A 16,432-nucleotide genomic window follows, 5' to 3' on the forward strand; every position below is an offset into this window, starting at 1 on the left:
TGCCGTCGGGGTTGACCAGGGCGCCCCCGGATGCCGTACGACCCCGGCGACGTTCGTCGACCTGGAAACCCGTGAGCTGCTCCGCACCCGCCGGCCGGTCTGCAACGCACGCCCCCGGCACGGCGGCCGGCGGTGGGCGGCGCCACTCAGGGTCCGGGGTGGGCGCTGAAGAACGCCCAGATCACCGCCGTACCGTCCAGGGCCGGTGACGGCGGGTCGAGCAGTGCCCGTGCCGCCGCACCGCCCGGCCCCGGCTGGCCCGGCCACTGGTGGCCGGCCCCGGCGATGGTGACCAGGGTGACGCCTCGCCCCTCCGGGCAGGTGGCGGCCGAGGTCGTCACGGCGCCCGCGACGCTGACCGTAGCGGGTTCGCACCCGGCAACCCGCCGCCAGGTGTCGATCAGCGCCGGTACCGGTGGGCCGGCGGTGTCGGCCGGCATCGCCCCCTGGCCGCCGTTGTCCCGCCGGCCCGGCCCGCCGCCGTAGGGGATGGTGCGGTCCGCCGTGCCATGGAGGTGGATCACCGACATCGGCGCCGGCGCCGGACACGGGCCCAACAGGGTAGCCGAGGTTACCCCGATCGCCGCGAACAGGGTCGTGTCGCAGCCGAGGCGGTACGCGAGCATTCCGCCGTTGGAGATCCCGGTGGCGTAGATCCGGGCCGGGTCGACCGGCGTCCCGGAGGCGATCGCCGACACCATCCGCTCGACGAACCCGACGTCGTCCACGTTGGACCGGGCGGGCGGGCCGCAGCAGCCGGGACTGACCGCCCAGGCCCGCCGGATCCCGTCCGGGTACGCGACGAGGAATCCCGCGCGGTCCGCCGCGGCATCCCAGCCGTACGACGACTGCGCCTGGCTTCCGCTGCCCAGGGCGCCGTGCAGCATCACCACGAGCGGTGCCGGGGCGGACCGGGCAAGGGTGGCCGGCCGGTACACCCGGAAGGTGCGCCGCTGGCCGGCCACGGTGATCGCGTGCTCGCTGGTGCCGGCGGGCAGTCCCTCGGGCGCCGCCCCGCCGGACGGTGCCGGCGGGGATCCGCCGGGCCGGCGGGGCGGGTCCGCCGACCAGCAGCCGCCGGCCAGGAGCAGCGCGGCAAGCACCGGGGGCAGCACGGACCGGACCCGCCGGTGCCATGCCGGTCGGCCAACCATGCCGGTCCCGCCCTACCCGACGGTCATCTCGATCAGCTCCCAACCGCCTTCCGGAACGGCGTCGTTGGGATCGGTGCGCAGGTTCATCGGGTTGGCCATGCCCAGATACAGCCTGGACCCGTCGGCGAGCATGTTGCGGATCCCGTAGTTGAGGTAGTTGCCGACCCCGACCGTGTCGACCGGCGTCCCCGGCCCGTCCGGAGTGCTGAACATCCACAGGTCGCCGCCGTAGTCGTTGTACTCCCCCATGTCGTGGCCGCACCGGCCGCTGCCCAGCCGTCCCTTGAGCAGGTAGCTCCAGTCCATCGTGCCGACGAACAGTTTCCCGCCGGCCACGGTCATCTTCCAGAGGTAGTTGTTGTATCCGTTGCCGATGCCCTGCGAGCCGTACAGCGGGGTGTAGTTGGTCGGCCTGTTCACCCAGCCGCCGACACCGGCGTTCGCCGCCGGGTCGTACGTCGACAGCTCCGAGGCACCGTAGAGCAGGTCGACCTGCTGGTTCGTGGCACCGAAGTCCCGTCCCCGGAACACGACGGCGGCCCGCAGCGAACTCTTGAGGAGCTGGCAGTTGGCCTCGTCGCTCGGCTGCGGGTACCGCAACCGCAGCGCGAACGCCGACTTCAGCGGCACGTGCATGGTGCCCCAGTAGAGGTAGTCGCCGAACGCGGCCAGGCCGCCGAGGCCGTAGGTACCGGCGATCACCGGGTCCGGCTCGTACATCCGCGCGTGCCAGACCTGCCGCCAGCTACCCGCGTCACCGGCGACCAGCCCCGGCTGGCCGTCGGCGAGCAGCGGGCTCATCCACAGGCCGGCGGTCTGCTGCGGGGTACTGGCCAGCGCGGTCGACCACGAACTGACGTAGATCCGGCCCTTGAAGTAGGTGAGGTCGGCGGCCTGCGCCGGCAGGTTCGCCACGGTCACGAAGCTGAACGGGTTGGTCAGGCTGCCGGTCCAGCGCAGCACCTGGCCGCCGTCCTCACCGTTGCGCCCGATTCCGACGCCCGCGTACAGGGCGCCCTCGGCCACCACGAAGTGGCGGATGTTGCCGTACGCGGTGAGGTTCGTCGACCCGAGGAAGGCCCCCGTGGTGCCGTTGAACGCGAAGAGGTTGATGCTGTTGTTGAGTCCGGGGCCGCCGAAGAGCACCACGTTGTTGAAGGCGCCACCGGCCCGCAGCCCGAGCGTCGCCCGCAGCCGGAGCTGGTCGGCGGCGGACGCGTTCTCGATGTCGGTGGTCTTGCGCACCACGGTGCGGGTCGTCTGGTCGAAGTAGAACACCTCCGGCCGGCGCTGGTCGCCGACGGCCGCCGGCACGATCGGGTTCTGCTTGACGATCTGGCTCTCCCCGTACTCGCACACGTAGTCCGGGATCGCGACGGGTTGCGGCTCGCCGAGCGTCGCGCCCTGCACCACGCAGTGCACGTTCGCGCCGGTGCCGAACCACACCCGGGTGCCGACCTGGGCCAGCCCCCAGACGTACGCCTGGTTGACCTTCGGCTGTCCCTGTGCGCACGGCGGTCCGGCCGGGTAGACCACGCCGATCCCGTTGAAGCACTCGTCCGGACGCGCCTTCGCGATGAGTTGGTACGGCAACGTGCTCGTCACGGAGGCGCGCTGCCCCGGCTCAGGGTCGGCCGGGGCCGGGGTGGCCGTGGCCGGGGTGGCCGTGGCCGGGGTGGCCGTGAACGGCAGTGTCAGCAACAGCACGGCCAGCACCGCGCCGAGCCGGTGTCGTCGGGTCGGATATCTGCGACGGATGTTCATGAGACCGTTGCTCCTCCCTCGATCTGATGGCGGGTGCCGGGTGCCGGCGCAACGACCCGTTCCGAGGCGACGTCCGCCCAACCGGCCCAGTCCGCGAACTCCAGGAACCGGCCCAGCCGGCCCAGTTCCTCGACCGGTCGGGCGACCAGGTCCTCGTACCGCATGGTGAGCAACCGTCGGGGCGCGACGTCGGCGAGGGCCTGCTCCACCTGGTTGGTCAGGAACGCGCACAGCCAGAGGTAGCGGCGTACGTCCTGACCCCGCTCGCGCAGTGCGGCGGCGGTCAGCCGGTCGGGAAGCAGCGGCGCGAGATCCGCCGGCACCGACTCCGGCTCGGCATAGAACGGGTCGACCCCGCAACGGCCCAGGAACTCCGCCCGGAGCTGGATCATCTGGAACGACGAGTGGCGGCTCATCGACCGCGCCGTGTCGGGCGTGTTGCGGGTCAGATAGACGAACCCGGCGTCCGGGAAGGCCCGCAGCAGGTACGGCGCCAGATAGCTGGAGCCGCCGGAGCGCTCGACCCAGCGCCGCCGTCCGGTGAGCACGGTCAGCAGGTCGAGGAACATCTCGTGGTGCCGCCCCACCGGCTGGCGCGGAAAGCCCGGCACCCGCGCGGCCAGCGCGTCGAAGAGCGCGTCCGGGTTGTCGGAGATCTTCGACAGGGTCACCGCCAGGATGCCCGGCAGCGCGGTCAGCTCGCCGGCCCAGCGGCCGTCCGCCGGGTACCGCACCTCGCGGGGCAGCAGGCCGATCCGGAACAGCGCGGCCAGGTCCGGCTTGGGGCTGCTCAGCAACGCCCAGTATTCGGCACCCGCGAGCACCGCGTCGCTCTTCGTCGCCGGTACGGTCGACATGAAGAACTCCTGCACCGACAGCGTGTCGGAATGATCGGCGATCAGGTCAGAGAGCAGTGTCGAGCCGCAGCGGCCGTTGCTGATGATGATCCAGCGCCCCGAGATCGGTGCGGTCATCCGGATGCCTCCCCTCCAAGGTGTCCAACCAGGGCAGGACGAGCTCGCGTACCGCTGCGGGCGCGTCGACGAGGACGGTGTGCCGCTGCCCGGGCACCACCGCCATGCGTGCCTGCGGCAGCCAGTTCCGGATCCGCGGCAGGGCTGCGGCGAGACCGGACTCCGCGCCGTACACGCAGAGGACCGGGCAGGTGATCCCGGCCAGTTCCGCCGGATCCGTCGGCCGGCTGCTGCCGAGGTCGGCGGCGAGCGTCGAGGCGCCGTACCGCTCGCGGGCGGCGGGCAGCTCCAGCCGGCGGTGGGCCCGCGACAGCCACTCCTCGACCGGCGGTGCCGACTCGATCGCGACGATGCCGCTGACCCGCTCCGGGTGCCGCAGCGCGTACCCGAACGCGACCGTCCCGCCGAAGGAGTTGCCCAGCAGGCAGACCGGGCCGGTGACGCCGAGCGCCGCCAGCAGGCCGGCCAGGTCGTCGACGAAGTCGTCCAGCCGGTACCCGGTCGCCGGGCGCTCGCTGCGGCCGTGTCCCCGCAGGTCGTACATCACCACCCGGCGTCCGGTGTCGTTGACCGCCCCGGCCAGGGTGAAGTACCAACTGGCCAGCGTGTCGACGCCCAGGCCGTGCACCAGCACCGCCGGGGCGGCCCGCTCGGCCACCGGTGCCAGCACCTGGACATGCAGGGAGATCCCGTTCACCCGCAGGGTCGTCATGTGCGTACCGGCGGGTCGAGGGCCGCCGCGATGTAGTCGACGAGTTCCCCGACCCGCAGGTCGCGGATGGAGGCGAGGTCCAGGCCGGCGACGAACTGGGCCAGGTTCACCGCGTTGCCGTACCGGGCCTGCAACCGGCCGGCGAGCGCGACGATCTCGATGCTCTCGATGCCGAGGTCCTCCCGGAACGTGGTGTCCATGGTGACTTCGGCGTCGATGTCGTCGCGGACGGCGCGCAGCATGTCCGTGACCTCGGCGAGGATGGCGACCTGTGCCGGCATCATCCGGTACTCCCCCTTGTCGTTGGCTCGTCCGTCATTCCGACACCGGCCCCCAGGTCCAGCTCACGACGTAGCGCCGCGCCGGAAGGTCGTCGGGGTTGGCCACCGTCCGGTGCCCGACCCGGTAGGTGCGGTCCGAGACGGCGACCGTGGTCTCGTCGGGCGTGGCCGCCACCACGGTGCACCGGTCCGCGGTGCCGTTCGGACCGGCACCCTCCGCCCTGGCCACCGCCTCCTTGGCCGTCCGGGCCCGGGTCAGCCAGGTGGCCCGGTCCCCCGTCGCGGCCACGGCCTCCAGCAGCGCGGACTCCGCCTCGTCGAACCCGGCGGTGCGCTCCGGCGACTCGATGATCTCGGCGACGTCGATCCCCACCCCCGGCGCGCCGGGCGGTGCCGTCCCGGCGCGTGGCCGGGCGATCGCCACCGCCATCTCGGCGCACTGGGCCAGCGACACGTCGCACTCGGGCATGCCCCGGCCCGGTCGCGGATCCACCCGGGACCGCCCGTCCGGCTCGTCGCGGACGGTCAGCTCGATCGGGTACACGTCGACGTGGCCGTCCTCCCACAGTCGGAACCGCACCGCGTCCTTGGCCGCGATCCGGCCGAGCAGCCAGCGCTTACGGGTCGCGGGGGGCTGCCGCTCGAAGTCGGCGTACGCGGCGCCGCCGAGAATGCCGCGGGCGGCCATGGCCAGCGTCACCGGGTCGGTCCAGGCGTCGAAGGCCATGGCCCAGCCCTCCGGCTGCCGCTGCGACATCGGGTACCGCTCCGGGAAGCGCTCCGCCGGGCGGGCCGAGGGGTGGCTGTCGAAGCGCCGGTCGACCGCGCCCTCGATCACGGCGTAGACCCGGTCGCCGTCGACGAGCTGGGTGTCCGCCACGAGCTGGGTGTCGTCGATGGAGCGGACCCGGGCGACGCAGGTGAACGCCTTCCCGGCCGGCGGTGGTGGGCCGAAGAACCGGATCCGGCCCAGCGCCACCGGCAGCGCCACGGTGCGCCACGGCTGGGTGGTGATCAGCCAGTTGCCGATGAGCTGGAGCGCGTTGTCCAGCAGCGCGCCGGGCGGCGACGGGGTGGTCACCGCGCCCCGCACGTGCATGTCGCCGAGCGCGTGCACCTCGCTGACGCCCTGGAACATCGGCCCGTGGAACATCAGCCGCTCGGCGTACATCTGCGCGGCGCTGATCGTGGGCGGCCGTTCGGTGCCCGGGTCGTAGCGCAGCGGCGGAGGCGGGTCGGTGGGATAAGCGTCGGCCACCTCCACCACGGCCCTGGCGAACGCGCCGAACGAGACCGCGTACCGGCCGGGGCCGTCGGGCTCGACGGTGACCTCGACGTCCTGCGGGGGCGTGGCGATCACCCAGCGGTGGAACCGGGCGTCGCGGACCGCGACCGCTCGTACGCCGGGCGCCGCCCGCTCCACCGCGTCCATCATGTGCTGCACGACGGTGGTCGCCGGTACCACCGGCCAGCGGTCCTCCGGGTGCGGCCAGTCGTCGGGCTGGACGAAGAAGCAGTGGTGCCGCAGGTACGGCATGTCGTCCAGGGACACCCGGAGGATCTCCCGGTACGACGATGTCCGGCTCGCGGCGTCCAGGACGCTGACCGCGCTGTGTGCCGTGTCCTTCAGCAGCGCGGCCAGCTCGGCGGCGGCGCTCGAACCCCCGGCCAGCCGTTCGAGGGTGCTGAGCACGTCCGCCCCGCCGGATGCGGCGGCGGTGTCGCCGGACGCGCTGACCTGCCCGGTGCGGTGTCCGGTGACGCCCAGCAGGCCGTTCGCGCCGGGGCCGAGCCGCACCAGCGGTCCGCCGAGGTCGAGCCGGACCGGTGCGCCGCGACGTACCGGCGGGTTGCTCGCCGCCGGTCCGCCACCCGAGGCGGGCGGCGTCGGCCGGGTACCCGACGCGGCGCCTGCCAGCGCGGACGGGAGCGCGGAGAGGTCCGGGTCGGCGCCCTCCACCCACAGCGCGGTGGCCACCCGGCGGAGCTGGGCCAATCCGCTCCGGGCCGGCACGTTGACCGGCATCGCGAGGTGATCGCGCCCGCGCAGGTTCTCCGCGATGACCGAGCTGAGTTGTCCGACTCCGACCTGTAGGAAGACCCGGATTCCGGCGTCGTGCATGGCCGCGACGGTGGCCCGGAACCGGACCGGTTCGACCATGTGTCGGGTGAACAGCGCCGACACCTCGGCCGGATCCGACGGGTACGGGGCGGCGATGGTCGCCGACCAGACCGGGCGGGACGGGGTACCCACGTCCCAGCGGCGCAACGCCGCGCCGATCGCCTCCAGCCCGTTCGCGAACGCCGGGGTGTGGAACGCCGACCGGAACGGCAGTGGCTGGCAGATGACGTGGTTGCGGCGCAGCTCGGCGACGAGCCGCTGCACCTGCGCCTCCGGCCCGTTGACCACGCACTGGCTGGGCGCGTTGTCGTGCGAGATCAGTACGCCCGGGTGGTCGCGGAGCAGCGGTTGCACCTGCTCGACGCCGGCACCGACGTACGCGAAGAGGTAGCCGGCCAGCTCGACCGCGTCGGCGTTGAACAGGGCCAGGAACTCCTCGACGGACGCCGTGCTCATCTGCCCGGTGGTCGCCGCCGCCGCCCACTCGCCCAGGCTGTGCCCGGCGACCGCGTCGGGCAGCACGCCGACGCGCCGCAGGGCCGCGTCGAGCAGCCGGCCCACCTCGATCACGCAGACCCCGTGCTGGCCGAGATCCGGTACCGACCAGTCCCGGTCCGGGAGGCCGAAGTGTGCCGCCACGTCGTCCACCCGAGGGGTGAACTCCGCTTCCAGGCCGGGGAAGACGAACGCGAGCTGCCCGGCCGTCGGGCCGGACAGCAGCGGTTCCGGACTGAACCAGACGTCGCGACCGCCCCGCCACGCCCGGCCCAGCGCGACCGCGCGCCGGGCGGTGCCGAGCCGGTCGGCGGTGGGGCCGACGATCCCGATCCGGCACCGCTGCCCGGCGGGGTCGGCGGCGGCCCGGGCGCGGACCCCGGTGGTGTCGGCGGCGGCCAGGGCGCGGACCTCGGCGTCGTCGGCGTCGAGCAGCCGGCGCAGCGCCGCCGGGTCGGGTGCGGCCAGCCGGAGTACCTGCTCCGGCTCCTCGACGGTCAGCCTGGCCGGGGGCGTGCCGCGCCGCAGCGGCGGGTCCGGTGGTTGCTCGACGATGATGTGCGCGTTGATGCCGCCGAAGCCGAACGCGTTCACCCCGGCCCGGCGCGGGCCGGTGCCCTCCCACGGAGCCGCCGTCGACAGCGGCCGGAACCGCGTCCGCTCCAGTTCGGGCCGGGGACGGTCGCAGTGCAGCGTGGGCAGCAGCACGCCACGGTGTACGGCCAGCACCGCCTTGACCAGCCCGGCGATCCCGGCGGCCGGCATGGTGTGGCCGATCATCGACTTCACGGAACCGATCACCGGCCGGGTTCCGCCCCGGTCCGGACCGAACACCTCGGCCACGGTGGCCAGCTCCGCTGCGTCGCCGGTCGGGGTACCGGTGCCGTGCGCCTCCAGCAGCGCCAGCGCGTCCGGCGCGGTCGGGTCCAGCCCGGCCGCCTGCCAGGCCCGCCGGATGGCGAGTACCTGGCCGGAGGTGGCCGGGTTGAACATGCTGGCCGAACGGCCGTCACTGGACACCCCGATGCCCCTGACCACGGCGTAGACCCGGTCACCGTCCCGGACCGCGTCGGCCATCCGCTTGAGCACCACGATGCCGGTGCCCTCGCCGATCAGGAGTCCGTCGGCGTCCCGGTCGAACGGCCGGATCTCGCCGCGCCGGGACAGCGCCCGGAGCTGGCTGAAGACCGACCAGAAGCTGATGTCGTGTACGTGGTGCACCCCGCCGGCCAGCACCACGTCCAGCCGCCCGCGATACAGCTCGCTGATCGCCTGGTCCACCGCGATCAGCGAGGAGGCGCAGGCGGCGTCGAGGGTGTACGCGGCGCCACGGAAGTTGAACCGGTTGGCGATCCGCGACGCGGTCAGGTTGGGGACGAGCCCGATCGTGCCCTCCGGCTGGTGCGGCCCGAGCCGCTCGTCGAAGAGCTGCCGCACCAGGTCCAGCCGGCCGGGCTCCAGGTCGGGCAGCAGCTCGCGGAGTGCCATGGTCACCTGGCTGGACATCCGCACCCGCTGGGCGTACCGGGCCTGTGCCGGGCTGAGGATGCCACCTCGGCCGAGAATCACTCCGACCCGGTCGCCGTCGGGGAGCCGGTCGAACCCGCCAGCGTCCTCGATCGCCGCGGCGGCGACGTCCAGCGCGATCAACTGGTCCGGTTCGATGTCCGGGACCGACGCGGGCATGAGACCGTAGCGCAGCGGCTCGAACGTGGCGAGTTCGTCGACGAACCCGCCGCGCCGGCAGTACAGCCGGTCCGGCCGGTGCGCCTGGTCGGGGTCGAAGAACTCCGCGTCCCACTTGTTCGGCGGTACGTCGGTGATGGCGTCCACCCCGTCGACCAGGTTGCGCCAGTAGTCCTCCAGGGTCCGCGCCCGGGGCATCAGCACGGCCATCCCGACGATGGCGATCGGCCCGGTCACGGCTACCAGCCCGAGGCGGTGTAGACGACCGAGCCGACCGTGGCGTCACCCCAGGCCAGCTCGCGCAGCAGGCTGAGCACACCCTCCTCGCGGTCGATCAGCGCGATGCCGCGGCGGGCGTACTCCTGGCTCAGCTCGGCCGTCACCATGCCACGGTGCCCGGCCACCGGCGCCCACGGTCCCCAGTGCACGGTCAGGCACCGGATGCCGGTACGGGCCGCCCACCGCCCGCCGATCGCGGCCATCGCGTCGTTCGCGGCCGCGTAGTCGCCCTGGCCGCGACTGCCGAAGGCCGCGGCGATGCTGCCGTAGAGGACCACGAACCGGGGCGCCCGGGACAGGTCCTCCAGTGCCTCCAGCACACCGTGCACACCGTCCACCTTGGTGCCGAACACGCGGGCGAAAGACTCCGGGGACTTGTCCGCCAGCAGCTTGTCCTCGATGATGCCGGCGGCGAACACCAGGCCGTCGATCCGGCCGTACTCGCTCTGGATCTCCTTCAGCAGCCGGTGGGTCGCCTCCTGGTCGCGCACGTCCAGGGTGTGGTAACGCACCTGGCTGCCGAGATCACGCAGTTCGCGGACGGTGGCCTCGACCTCGCGTCCGGTGATGATGGCCTGCGCCATCCGGTCGATCTCGGCCGGCGAGCGCAGGCCGCGCCGGGACAGCGCCGCGCGCACCCCGGCGAGGTCGGCGGCGCCGGCCGTGTCGGGCTCCTCGGGACGGTCCGGCGGCGAGGTACGGCCGACGAGCTGGAGGTGGCAGCGGGTGGCGGACGCGAGCAGCCGGGCGAACGAGGCCGTGATGCCCTGCGCACCGCCGATCAGGACCACCACCGAGTCGCTGCCGAGGCCGAGCGCCCGCGCTTCCGCCACCCCGTCGGCCGCCGGCCCGGCGCCGCCGCCGGACGGGCCGGGCAGCGGTTCCGCGACCAGGTCCACGGTGTACCGGACGCCGTCGTCCCGGCAGACCACCGGCACCTGCCCGCCGGCCAGGAGCTCCTCGACCAGTTCGGCGGCCAGCCGCTCGGCCGGCGCCGAGCCGTCCACCTCTACCAGCCGCGCCGACACCGCCGGGTACTCCCGGTTGATCGTCCGGAACAGACCCGGCAGGCCGTCGGTCCGGGTCCCGCCGGCCGCGGCGGCGGCCAGCAGCCAGCGGGGGCCGGCGGCCAGGGCCTGTTTGACCAGCGGGAAGACCGCCGGCAGCAACTGCCACCCGGTGGCGGTCAGGCCGTCGAGCACGACCAGTCCGTCCAGCTTCCCGGCCGCAGCCAGCTCGTCGGCCGGGAGCGGCCGGTCCTCCTCCAGCGCTGCGCTCCGCACGGTCGCACCGCGCTCGCGGAGCAATTCCACCACCCGGTCCGGCACCGGCCCGGCACCGGTGACCAGGAAGGTAGCGCCCGACAGGTCGCCTTCCGCCGCACCTGCCGGTTCCGTCAGGGCCAGCCGGCGGGCCACCATCCGGGTCGGCGCCGCGATCGGATGGTCGGGCCCGGTCCGCTCCGCCGCCTGCGGGGAGCGTGGCGACCCCGGTGGTTCCGGTGGCCGAACGGACGTGCTACCCGCTGATGCGGTGGCGGCGACCTTCTCGGTCAACCACTCCACCATGGCGCGGACCGTGCGCGCCTTGACCAGGTCCTCGAGCGCGGCCTGGTCACCGCCGGCCACCGGCAGCCGCAGCCGGGTGGCGACCTCTCCGGCGACCTCGGCGCGCTTGATCGAGTCGATGCTCAGGTCGGCCTCCAGGTCGAGGTCGAGGCCGACCAGGTCGACCGGGTATCCGGTGCGTTCGCTGATGACCGCGAGCACCGCGCCCTGGAAGTCCAGCTCGGCCGGGGGCGCCGCCTCGACCGGCTCCGGTGCGGGTTCGGCCGGCACCGGTACGGCGACCGCCGGCGACGCCGCCAGCTCCGCCTGGGCGGGCTGCCAGACCAGCCGGCCGGTGTTCCCCGGCGCCCCGTCCGAGAGGTACGCGAGCATGACGTCACGCTGCGAGGCGATCAGCTCGCGGGCCGTCCGCAGATATTCGGCGACCAGATCGTCGCGTCCGCCAGCCGCTGTGGTCATCTGCAACTCCTCGACGCGTCGGGGTGGTCTCATGCCACCGGGCAGGCAGTCGCCGTTGGCGTCCCGGACGAGCTGACCGTCGACCGTCCAGGTCGGCCGGGCCGGGGACTCGCGCTCCGGGGAACCGTCCGCGTCCCGGCCCCGGAACAGCCAGCCGGTCTGCACCGGTACGCCCGCACAGGCCAGCTCGGCGAGCGCGAGCAGGAAAGCCCGCAGCCCCGCACCTGGCGCACCGTCACACGCGACGGCCAGGTGCGGGCGGTCGCCCAGCACCGCACCGACCAGCCGGGTGAGCGCCTGACCCGGACCGGTCTCGACGAAGGTCCGCACCCCGCTGGCGTACATGGCTTCGATCTGGTCCACGAACCGCACCGCCGCGCCGACCTGCGCGGACAGTTCGCGCCGGACCCCGTCGGGGTCGTCCGGGTAGCGCCCGGCGGTCCGGTTGGCCCAGACCGGAATCGCCGGAGACGTCACCGGGGTCCGGGCCAGCACCTCGGCCAGCCGCTCGCCGGCCCCGGCGACCAGCGGACTGTGGAACGCGCACCCGACCTGGAGTCCCCGGGCGGAGAGTCCGGCGTCGGTCAACGTCGCGACCGCGGCCCGGACGGCCGGGCTGGGTCCGGAGATCACGACCTGGTCCGGTGCGTTGTGGTTGGCGACGACCACGTCGTCGACGCCACCGTCGGCGAGGATGTCGCCGACCTGCCGCGCGGTCCCCGCGACCGCGGCCATCGTGCCCGGGTCGGCACCGGCGGCAGCCAGGATGGCGTCCGCCCGCTCCCGGCTGAGGTCCAGCAGGGTCTGCTCGTCGAAGGCGCCGGCCACGCAGAGCGCGACCAGCTCGCCGTAGCTGTGCCCGGCGGCGGCGTCCGGCTGGACGCCGAGCCGGCGGAGCAGATGGTCGACGGCGAGACCGCAGATGCCGAGGATCGGCTGCGCGGCACGGGTGTCCCGGACCCGGTCGGAGAGCTCGCGCCGGGCCGGCTCGCCGAACGCGCTGGGCGGGCAGAGCAGCCGGGACAGCTCGCCGCCGAGGTGAAGGTAGCGCCGCAGCTCGGGAAAGCTCACGAACAGGTCGGCCAACGCACCCGGCCGCTGGCTGCCCTGCCCCGGGAACAGGAAGGCCACCGTGCCCCCGGTGGGCGGCCGGGACGGCTGGACCAGGCCGCTCCTCGGGTCGTGCTCACCGGCCAGCGCCCGCCGCAGCAGGGTCGCCAGCTCGTCCAGGTCACGGGCGACGACGGCGACCTGGACCGGGCCGCTCCGGCGTTCGGACTCCCGGGCCAGCCGGGCGGCCAGGTCGCGCAGCCGGACGGCGGGTACCCGCGGCGCGGCCAGCTCGCCCGACAGCGCCGACACCGACCGGTGCGCCGCGGCCCGGTCGGCGCCCCGGAAGCAGAAGAGCTCGGCGGGCCACTCGTGCCGGGTGTGGCGCGGCGGCACCGTGCCGGCGTGACCGCTGAGTACGGCGTGGTAGTTGGTGCCGCCGAAGCCGAAGGCGCTCACCCCGGCCAGTCGATCCGCGGGGGCTGCCAGCCATGGACGCGACTCGGTGTAGAACGCGAACGGGCTCAGCTCGGGCTGCCAGGCCGGGTTGGGCCGGCTCAGGTTGATCGTGGGCGGACGGACACCGTGATGGAGCGAGAGGGCGACCTTGATCACGCCGGCCAGACCGGCGGCGCACTTGGTGTGCCCGATCTGTGACTTCACCGAGCCCAGTGCGCACTCTCCGGCCGCCGCACCCGCGTCCGTGAAAAGCCTGGTGAGGGTCTCCAGCTCGGTACGGTCGCCGACCACCGTGCCGGTGCCGTGCGCCTCCACCAGCCCCACCCGGCTCGGCGAGACCCCGGCGCTGCGGTACGCCCGGTCCAGCGCCCGCCGCTGGCCCTCCGCACGCGGCGCGGTGAGGCCGAGGGCCCGGCCGTCGCTCGACGCGCCGACGCCCTTGATCACCGCGTAGATGCGGTCGTGGTCGCGCTCGGCGTCGGCCAGCCGCCGCAGCACCACGCAGGCCACCCCCTCGCCCAACGCGATCCCGTCGCCGGAGCTGTCGAAGGTGCGGCAGCGCCCGGTCGGGGAGAGCGCGTGGGCCGAGGTGAACATCAGGAAGTCGTTGATGCCGTTGTGCAGGTCGGCCGCGCCGCAGACCATCACGTCGCTGTCGCCGGTCAGCAGTTCCTTGCACGCCGCGTCGAGCGCGGCCAGCGAGGAGGCACAGGCGGCGTCGACGGTGAGGTTCGGCCCGCCCAGGTCCAGCCGGTTGGCCACCCGGCCGGCGATGACGTTCGCCAGTACGCCGGGGAAGGAGTCCTCGGTCACCGTCGGGAGCTGACCCTCCAGCCCGGCGGGCACCTCACCCAGATAGCCGGGGAGCATGGTACGCAGCGTCTGCGCGTGCCCCATGTCGCTGCCGGCCTCGGCACCGAAGACCACACCGATCCGGGAGCGGTCCACGGCGGACGACTCCGGCGGGTACCCCGCGTCGAGCAACGCCCGGTGCGCGACCTCCAGCGCCAGCAGTTGGGTCGGATCGATGCTGCCCAGCGCGGCCGGCGGAATGCCGTACCGGATCGCGTCGAAGGGTACCGGCCGGAGGAAGCCGCCCCACTTGGACACGGTGTACCGGCCGGCCTGGTCGGGGCCCACCTCGGGGCGGTAGTAGGTGTCGACGTCCCACCGCTGCGCGGGCACCTCGGTGATCGCGTCCTCGGCGTCGAGGATCGTCCGCCAGAAACCGGCCAGGTCGGGCGACCCGGGGAACACGCAGGCCATGCCGACGATCGCGATGTCCAGCGGTGCGGGTTCCCGCGGCTGCCCGGCCGGCTCCGGGGTGCCGAGTCCGGCGCGCAACGCCCGGGTCCGCTCGCGGTGGAAGGCGGCCGCGTCACCGGTCACCCCGGCGTGCAGGTCGGCGATGGTGGTCGGCGCGTCGCGCAGCACGGCGACCTGGCCGGCCATGAACAGCCCCTCGGTGGACTGGGTGTGCTCGTCGACCGCCACCAGGTCGTCGCCGTCGCGGCGGACGCCCTTGCTGGCGAGTCGTAGCCGGCCGACGTTGAGCATTTCCAGGTGCTGCCACACCTGCCGGCTGTCGGCTCCGGCGGCGGACAACTCGGCCTGGAGCCGGTGGAAGTCGTCCACGAACGGGCTGGGCAGGCACCGGGTGGCGTGCCCGGGTGCCGTCTCCAACAGGGCGGTACCGGTCGCCGCCAACGCCTCGCGCTGGAACCCGGGCCGGATCGCGCCGCACTCGACCGCCTCCCGGGTGAACAGGTAGGCCGTACCCATCAGGACGCCCATCCGCACGCCACGGCGGGCCAGCGGCGCCGCCATGGTCGCGACCATCGCCGCGGACCGCGCGTCGTGGACGCCGCCGGCGAAGAACACCTCCAGCCCGGCGCCGTCGCCGCCCGCGTCGAGGTGCTGCTCGATCACCGTGAGCTGGGCCTCCCAGAGTGGGAAGCTGGCCCGGGGGCCGACGTGCCCGCCGCACTCCGCGCCCTCGAAGACGAACCTGCGGGCACCGGCGGCCAGGAACTGGCGCAGCAGACCGGGCGAGGGCACGTGCAGGAAGGTCGCGATGCCGTCGGCCTCCAGCACGGTCGCCTGTGCCGGCCGCCCTCCGGCGACGACGACGCAGGTCGGTCGAATCTCCCGGATCACCTCGAGCTGCGCCGCCCGCAGCTCGTCCGGGACGAACCCGAGGATGCCGACCCCCCAGGGACGGTCGCCCAGCGCGGCGGCGGTCTCGCGCAGCAGGCGCCGGGACCGTTCCGCGTCGGCCAGCGCCAGCGCGACGAACGGCAGCCCGCCGCCGTCCGCGACCGCTGCCGCGAACGGCGCCTCGTCACTGACCCGGGTCATCGGACCCTGCGCCACCGGGAACCGCACGCCGAGCGCGCGGGCCAGCGGCGCTCCGGAGGCCAGCAAATCGGGAGCGGCGTCGTCGGCGATGGCGTCGCGGATCGCCGCCCTGACTCCGCGTACCGCGGCAGCGGCGTCCGGCCAGCGGCGGGCGAACTCCGACGCCAGTCCCCCGTCCTGGCCGACCTGGAGCAGGTCACGGGTGCCAGGTCGGGGAATTCCCCGTACGTGTCCATGAAGGACGGTTTCCGAGCCGTCCATCCGGCGGATGGCGGCGATGGTGTCGTCCGGCAGGTCGGCCTCGGGCATGAGCGCGAGCTGGGTGTCCAGCACCACGCCGCGGGCCCCGCCGATGACGCAGGCCGCGGCGGTGCGCGGGCCGATGCCGCCGCAGACCCAGACCGGCAGGTCCAGGGTGTCGTCGGCGAGAATCCGCTGCATCAGGACGAACGAACTGAGTTCACCGACCCGGCCGCCTGCCTCCGATCCGCGGACGATCAGCCCGTACGCGCCGGCCGTGGCGGCCCGGCGGGCCTCGTCGAGGTCGGTGACCTCGACGAGAACCCGGTGCCGGGCCGCCTCCTCCGCCCAGGGCCAGGGTGAGTCCGCTGCCACGATGATCGTGGAGAGCCTGCCGGCAGCCGCGCGCTCCACATCGGAGAGGAGAAATTCGCAGCCTGCGGCCACCCGGATTCCGAACGGTACGGAGGACAGCGACGCGGTTTCGCGCACCGCCCGCAAGCCGGGTGTGTTGTCGACAGACAGGTCGAGTACGCCCAGACCGCCGCCGGCACCGACGGCGGCGACCAGACGTGGACTGGGTGCGAAGACGGTACCTGGACAGATGGCAACCACTAGCTCATCACTACACACCGCATGCCCCCGAATGGTGTGATTACTTCAACGGCGATCCGCACTAGGTGGACAAAGATCCGCTGCTGAGCTGGCCATCACTTTATGGGCGTCAATATCAATCGGACAAGACCACTTGGCGTCGACCTTTCGCCGTTTTGGTGATCTTTCTCGATCCCCAAACACCTGGGGATTCCCGGTCATCGGCGGGGCGCCGCA

The 16,432-nt window shown here is 73.7% G+C and carries 7 protein-coding genes; all 7 read right to left on the bottom strand.

Features of this window, described 5'->3' with window-relative positions; genetic code table 11:
• Window positions 1–146 precede the first annotated feature (146 nt).
• From AAH979_RS06285 to AAH979_RS06315, 7 genes are read right to left on the bottom strand one after another with little or no spacing between them, the layout of a single operon-like run.
• Window positions 147–1,115, bottom strand: coding sequence for a PHB depolymerase family esterase (locus AAH979_RS06285; protein WP_346257073.1), 969 nt, complete (start codon window positions 1,113–1,115; stop codon window positions 147–149).
• A gap of 51 nt (window positions 1,116–1,166) precedes the next feature.
• Window positions 1,167–2,918, bottom strand: a complete 1,752-nt coding sequence (locus tag AAH979_RS06290; RefSeq protein WP_346257074.1) for a hypothetical protein — start codon at window positions 2,916–2,918, stop codon at window positions 1,167–1,169.
• Window positions 2,915–3,892: a hypothetical protein gene (locus AAH979_RS06295; protein WP_346257075.1), complete on the bottom strand. Its 978-nt coding sequence runs from the start codon at window positions 3,890–3,892 to the stop codon at window positions 2,915–2,917. Before AAH979_RS06295 ends, AAH979_RS06290 begins: the two co-directional genes overlap by 4 nt.
• On the bottom strand, window positions 3,822–4,604 hold the full coding sequence (locus tag AAH979_RS06300; RefSeq protein ID WP_346257076.1) for an alpha/beta hydrolase: 783 nt from the start codon (window positions 4,602–4,604) through the stop codon (window positions 3,822–3,824). The genes AAH979_RS06295 and AAH979_RS06300 overlap by 71 nt, the downstream gene beginning before the upstream one ends.
• Window positions 4,601–4,888 carry a phosphopantetheine-binding protein gene (locus tag AAH979_RS06305; protein ID WP_346257077.1) on the bottom strand — a complete coding sequence of 96 codons (288 nt, stop codon included), beginning with the start codon at window positions 4,886–4,888 and terminating at the stop codon, window positions 4,601–4,603. Before AAH979_RS06305 ends, AAH979_RS06300 begins: the two co-directional genes overlap by 4 nt.
• A gap of 31 nt (window positions 4,889–4,919) precedes the next feature.
• Window positions 4,920–9,425, bottom strand: a complete 4,506-nt coding sequence (locus tag AAH979_RS06310) for a beta-ketoacyl synthase N-terminal-like domain-containing protein (RefSeq protein WP_346257078.1) — start codon at window positions 9,423–9,425, stop codon at window positions 4,920–4,922.
• A gap of 2 nt (window positions 9,426–9,427) precedes the next feature.
• Entirely contained in the window at window positions 9,428–16,216 is a 6,789-nt protein-coding gene (locus tag AAH979_RS06315; protein ID WP_346257079.1) for an SDR family oxidoreductase, read from the bottom strand.
• Window positions 16,217–16,432: the final 216 nt, after the last annotated feature.

This window comes from Plantactinospora sp. ZYX-F-223 (assembly GCF_039649625.1).
Classification (GTDB): Bacteria; Actinomycetota; Actinomycetes; order Mycobacteriales; family Micromonosporaceae; genus Plantactinospora.

Excerpts from the sequence above, each read along its gene's own strand:
- AAH979_RS06290 (WP_346257074.1), bottom strand. The coding sequence starts at position 2,918 with ATGAACATCCGTCGCAGATATCCGACCCGACGACACCGGCTCGGCGCG.
- AAH979_RS06295 (WP_346257075.1), bottom strand. The coding sequence starts at position 3,892 with ATGACCGCACCGATCTCGGGGCGCTGGATCATCATCAGCAACGGCCGC.
- AAH979_RS06300 (WP_346257076.1), bottom strand. The coding sequence starts at position 4,604 with ATGACGACCCTGCGGGTGAACGGGATCTCCCTGCATGTCCAGGTGCTG.
- AAH979_RS06305 (WP_346257077.1), bottom strand. The coding sequence starts at position 4,888 with ATGATGCCGGCACAGGTCGCCATCCTCGCCGAGGTCACGGACATGCTG.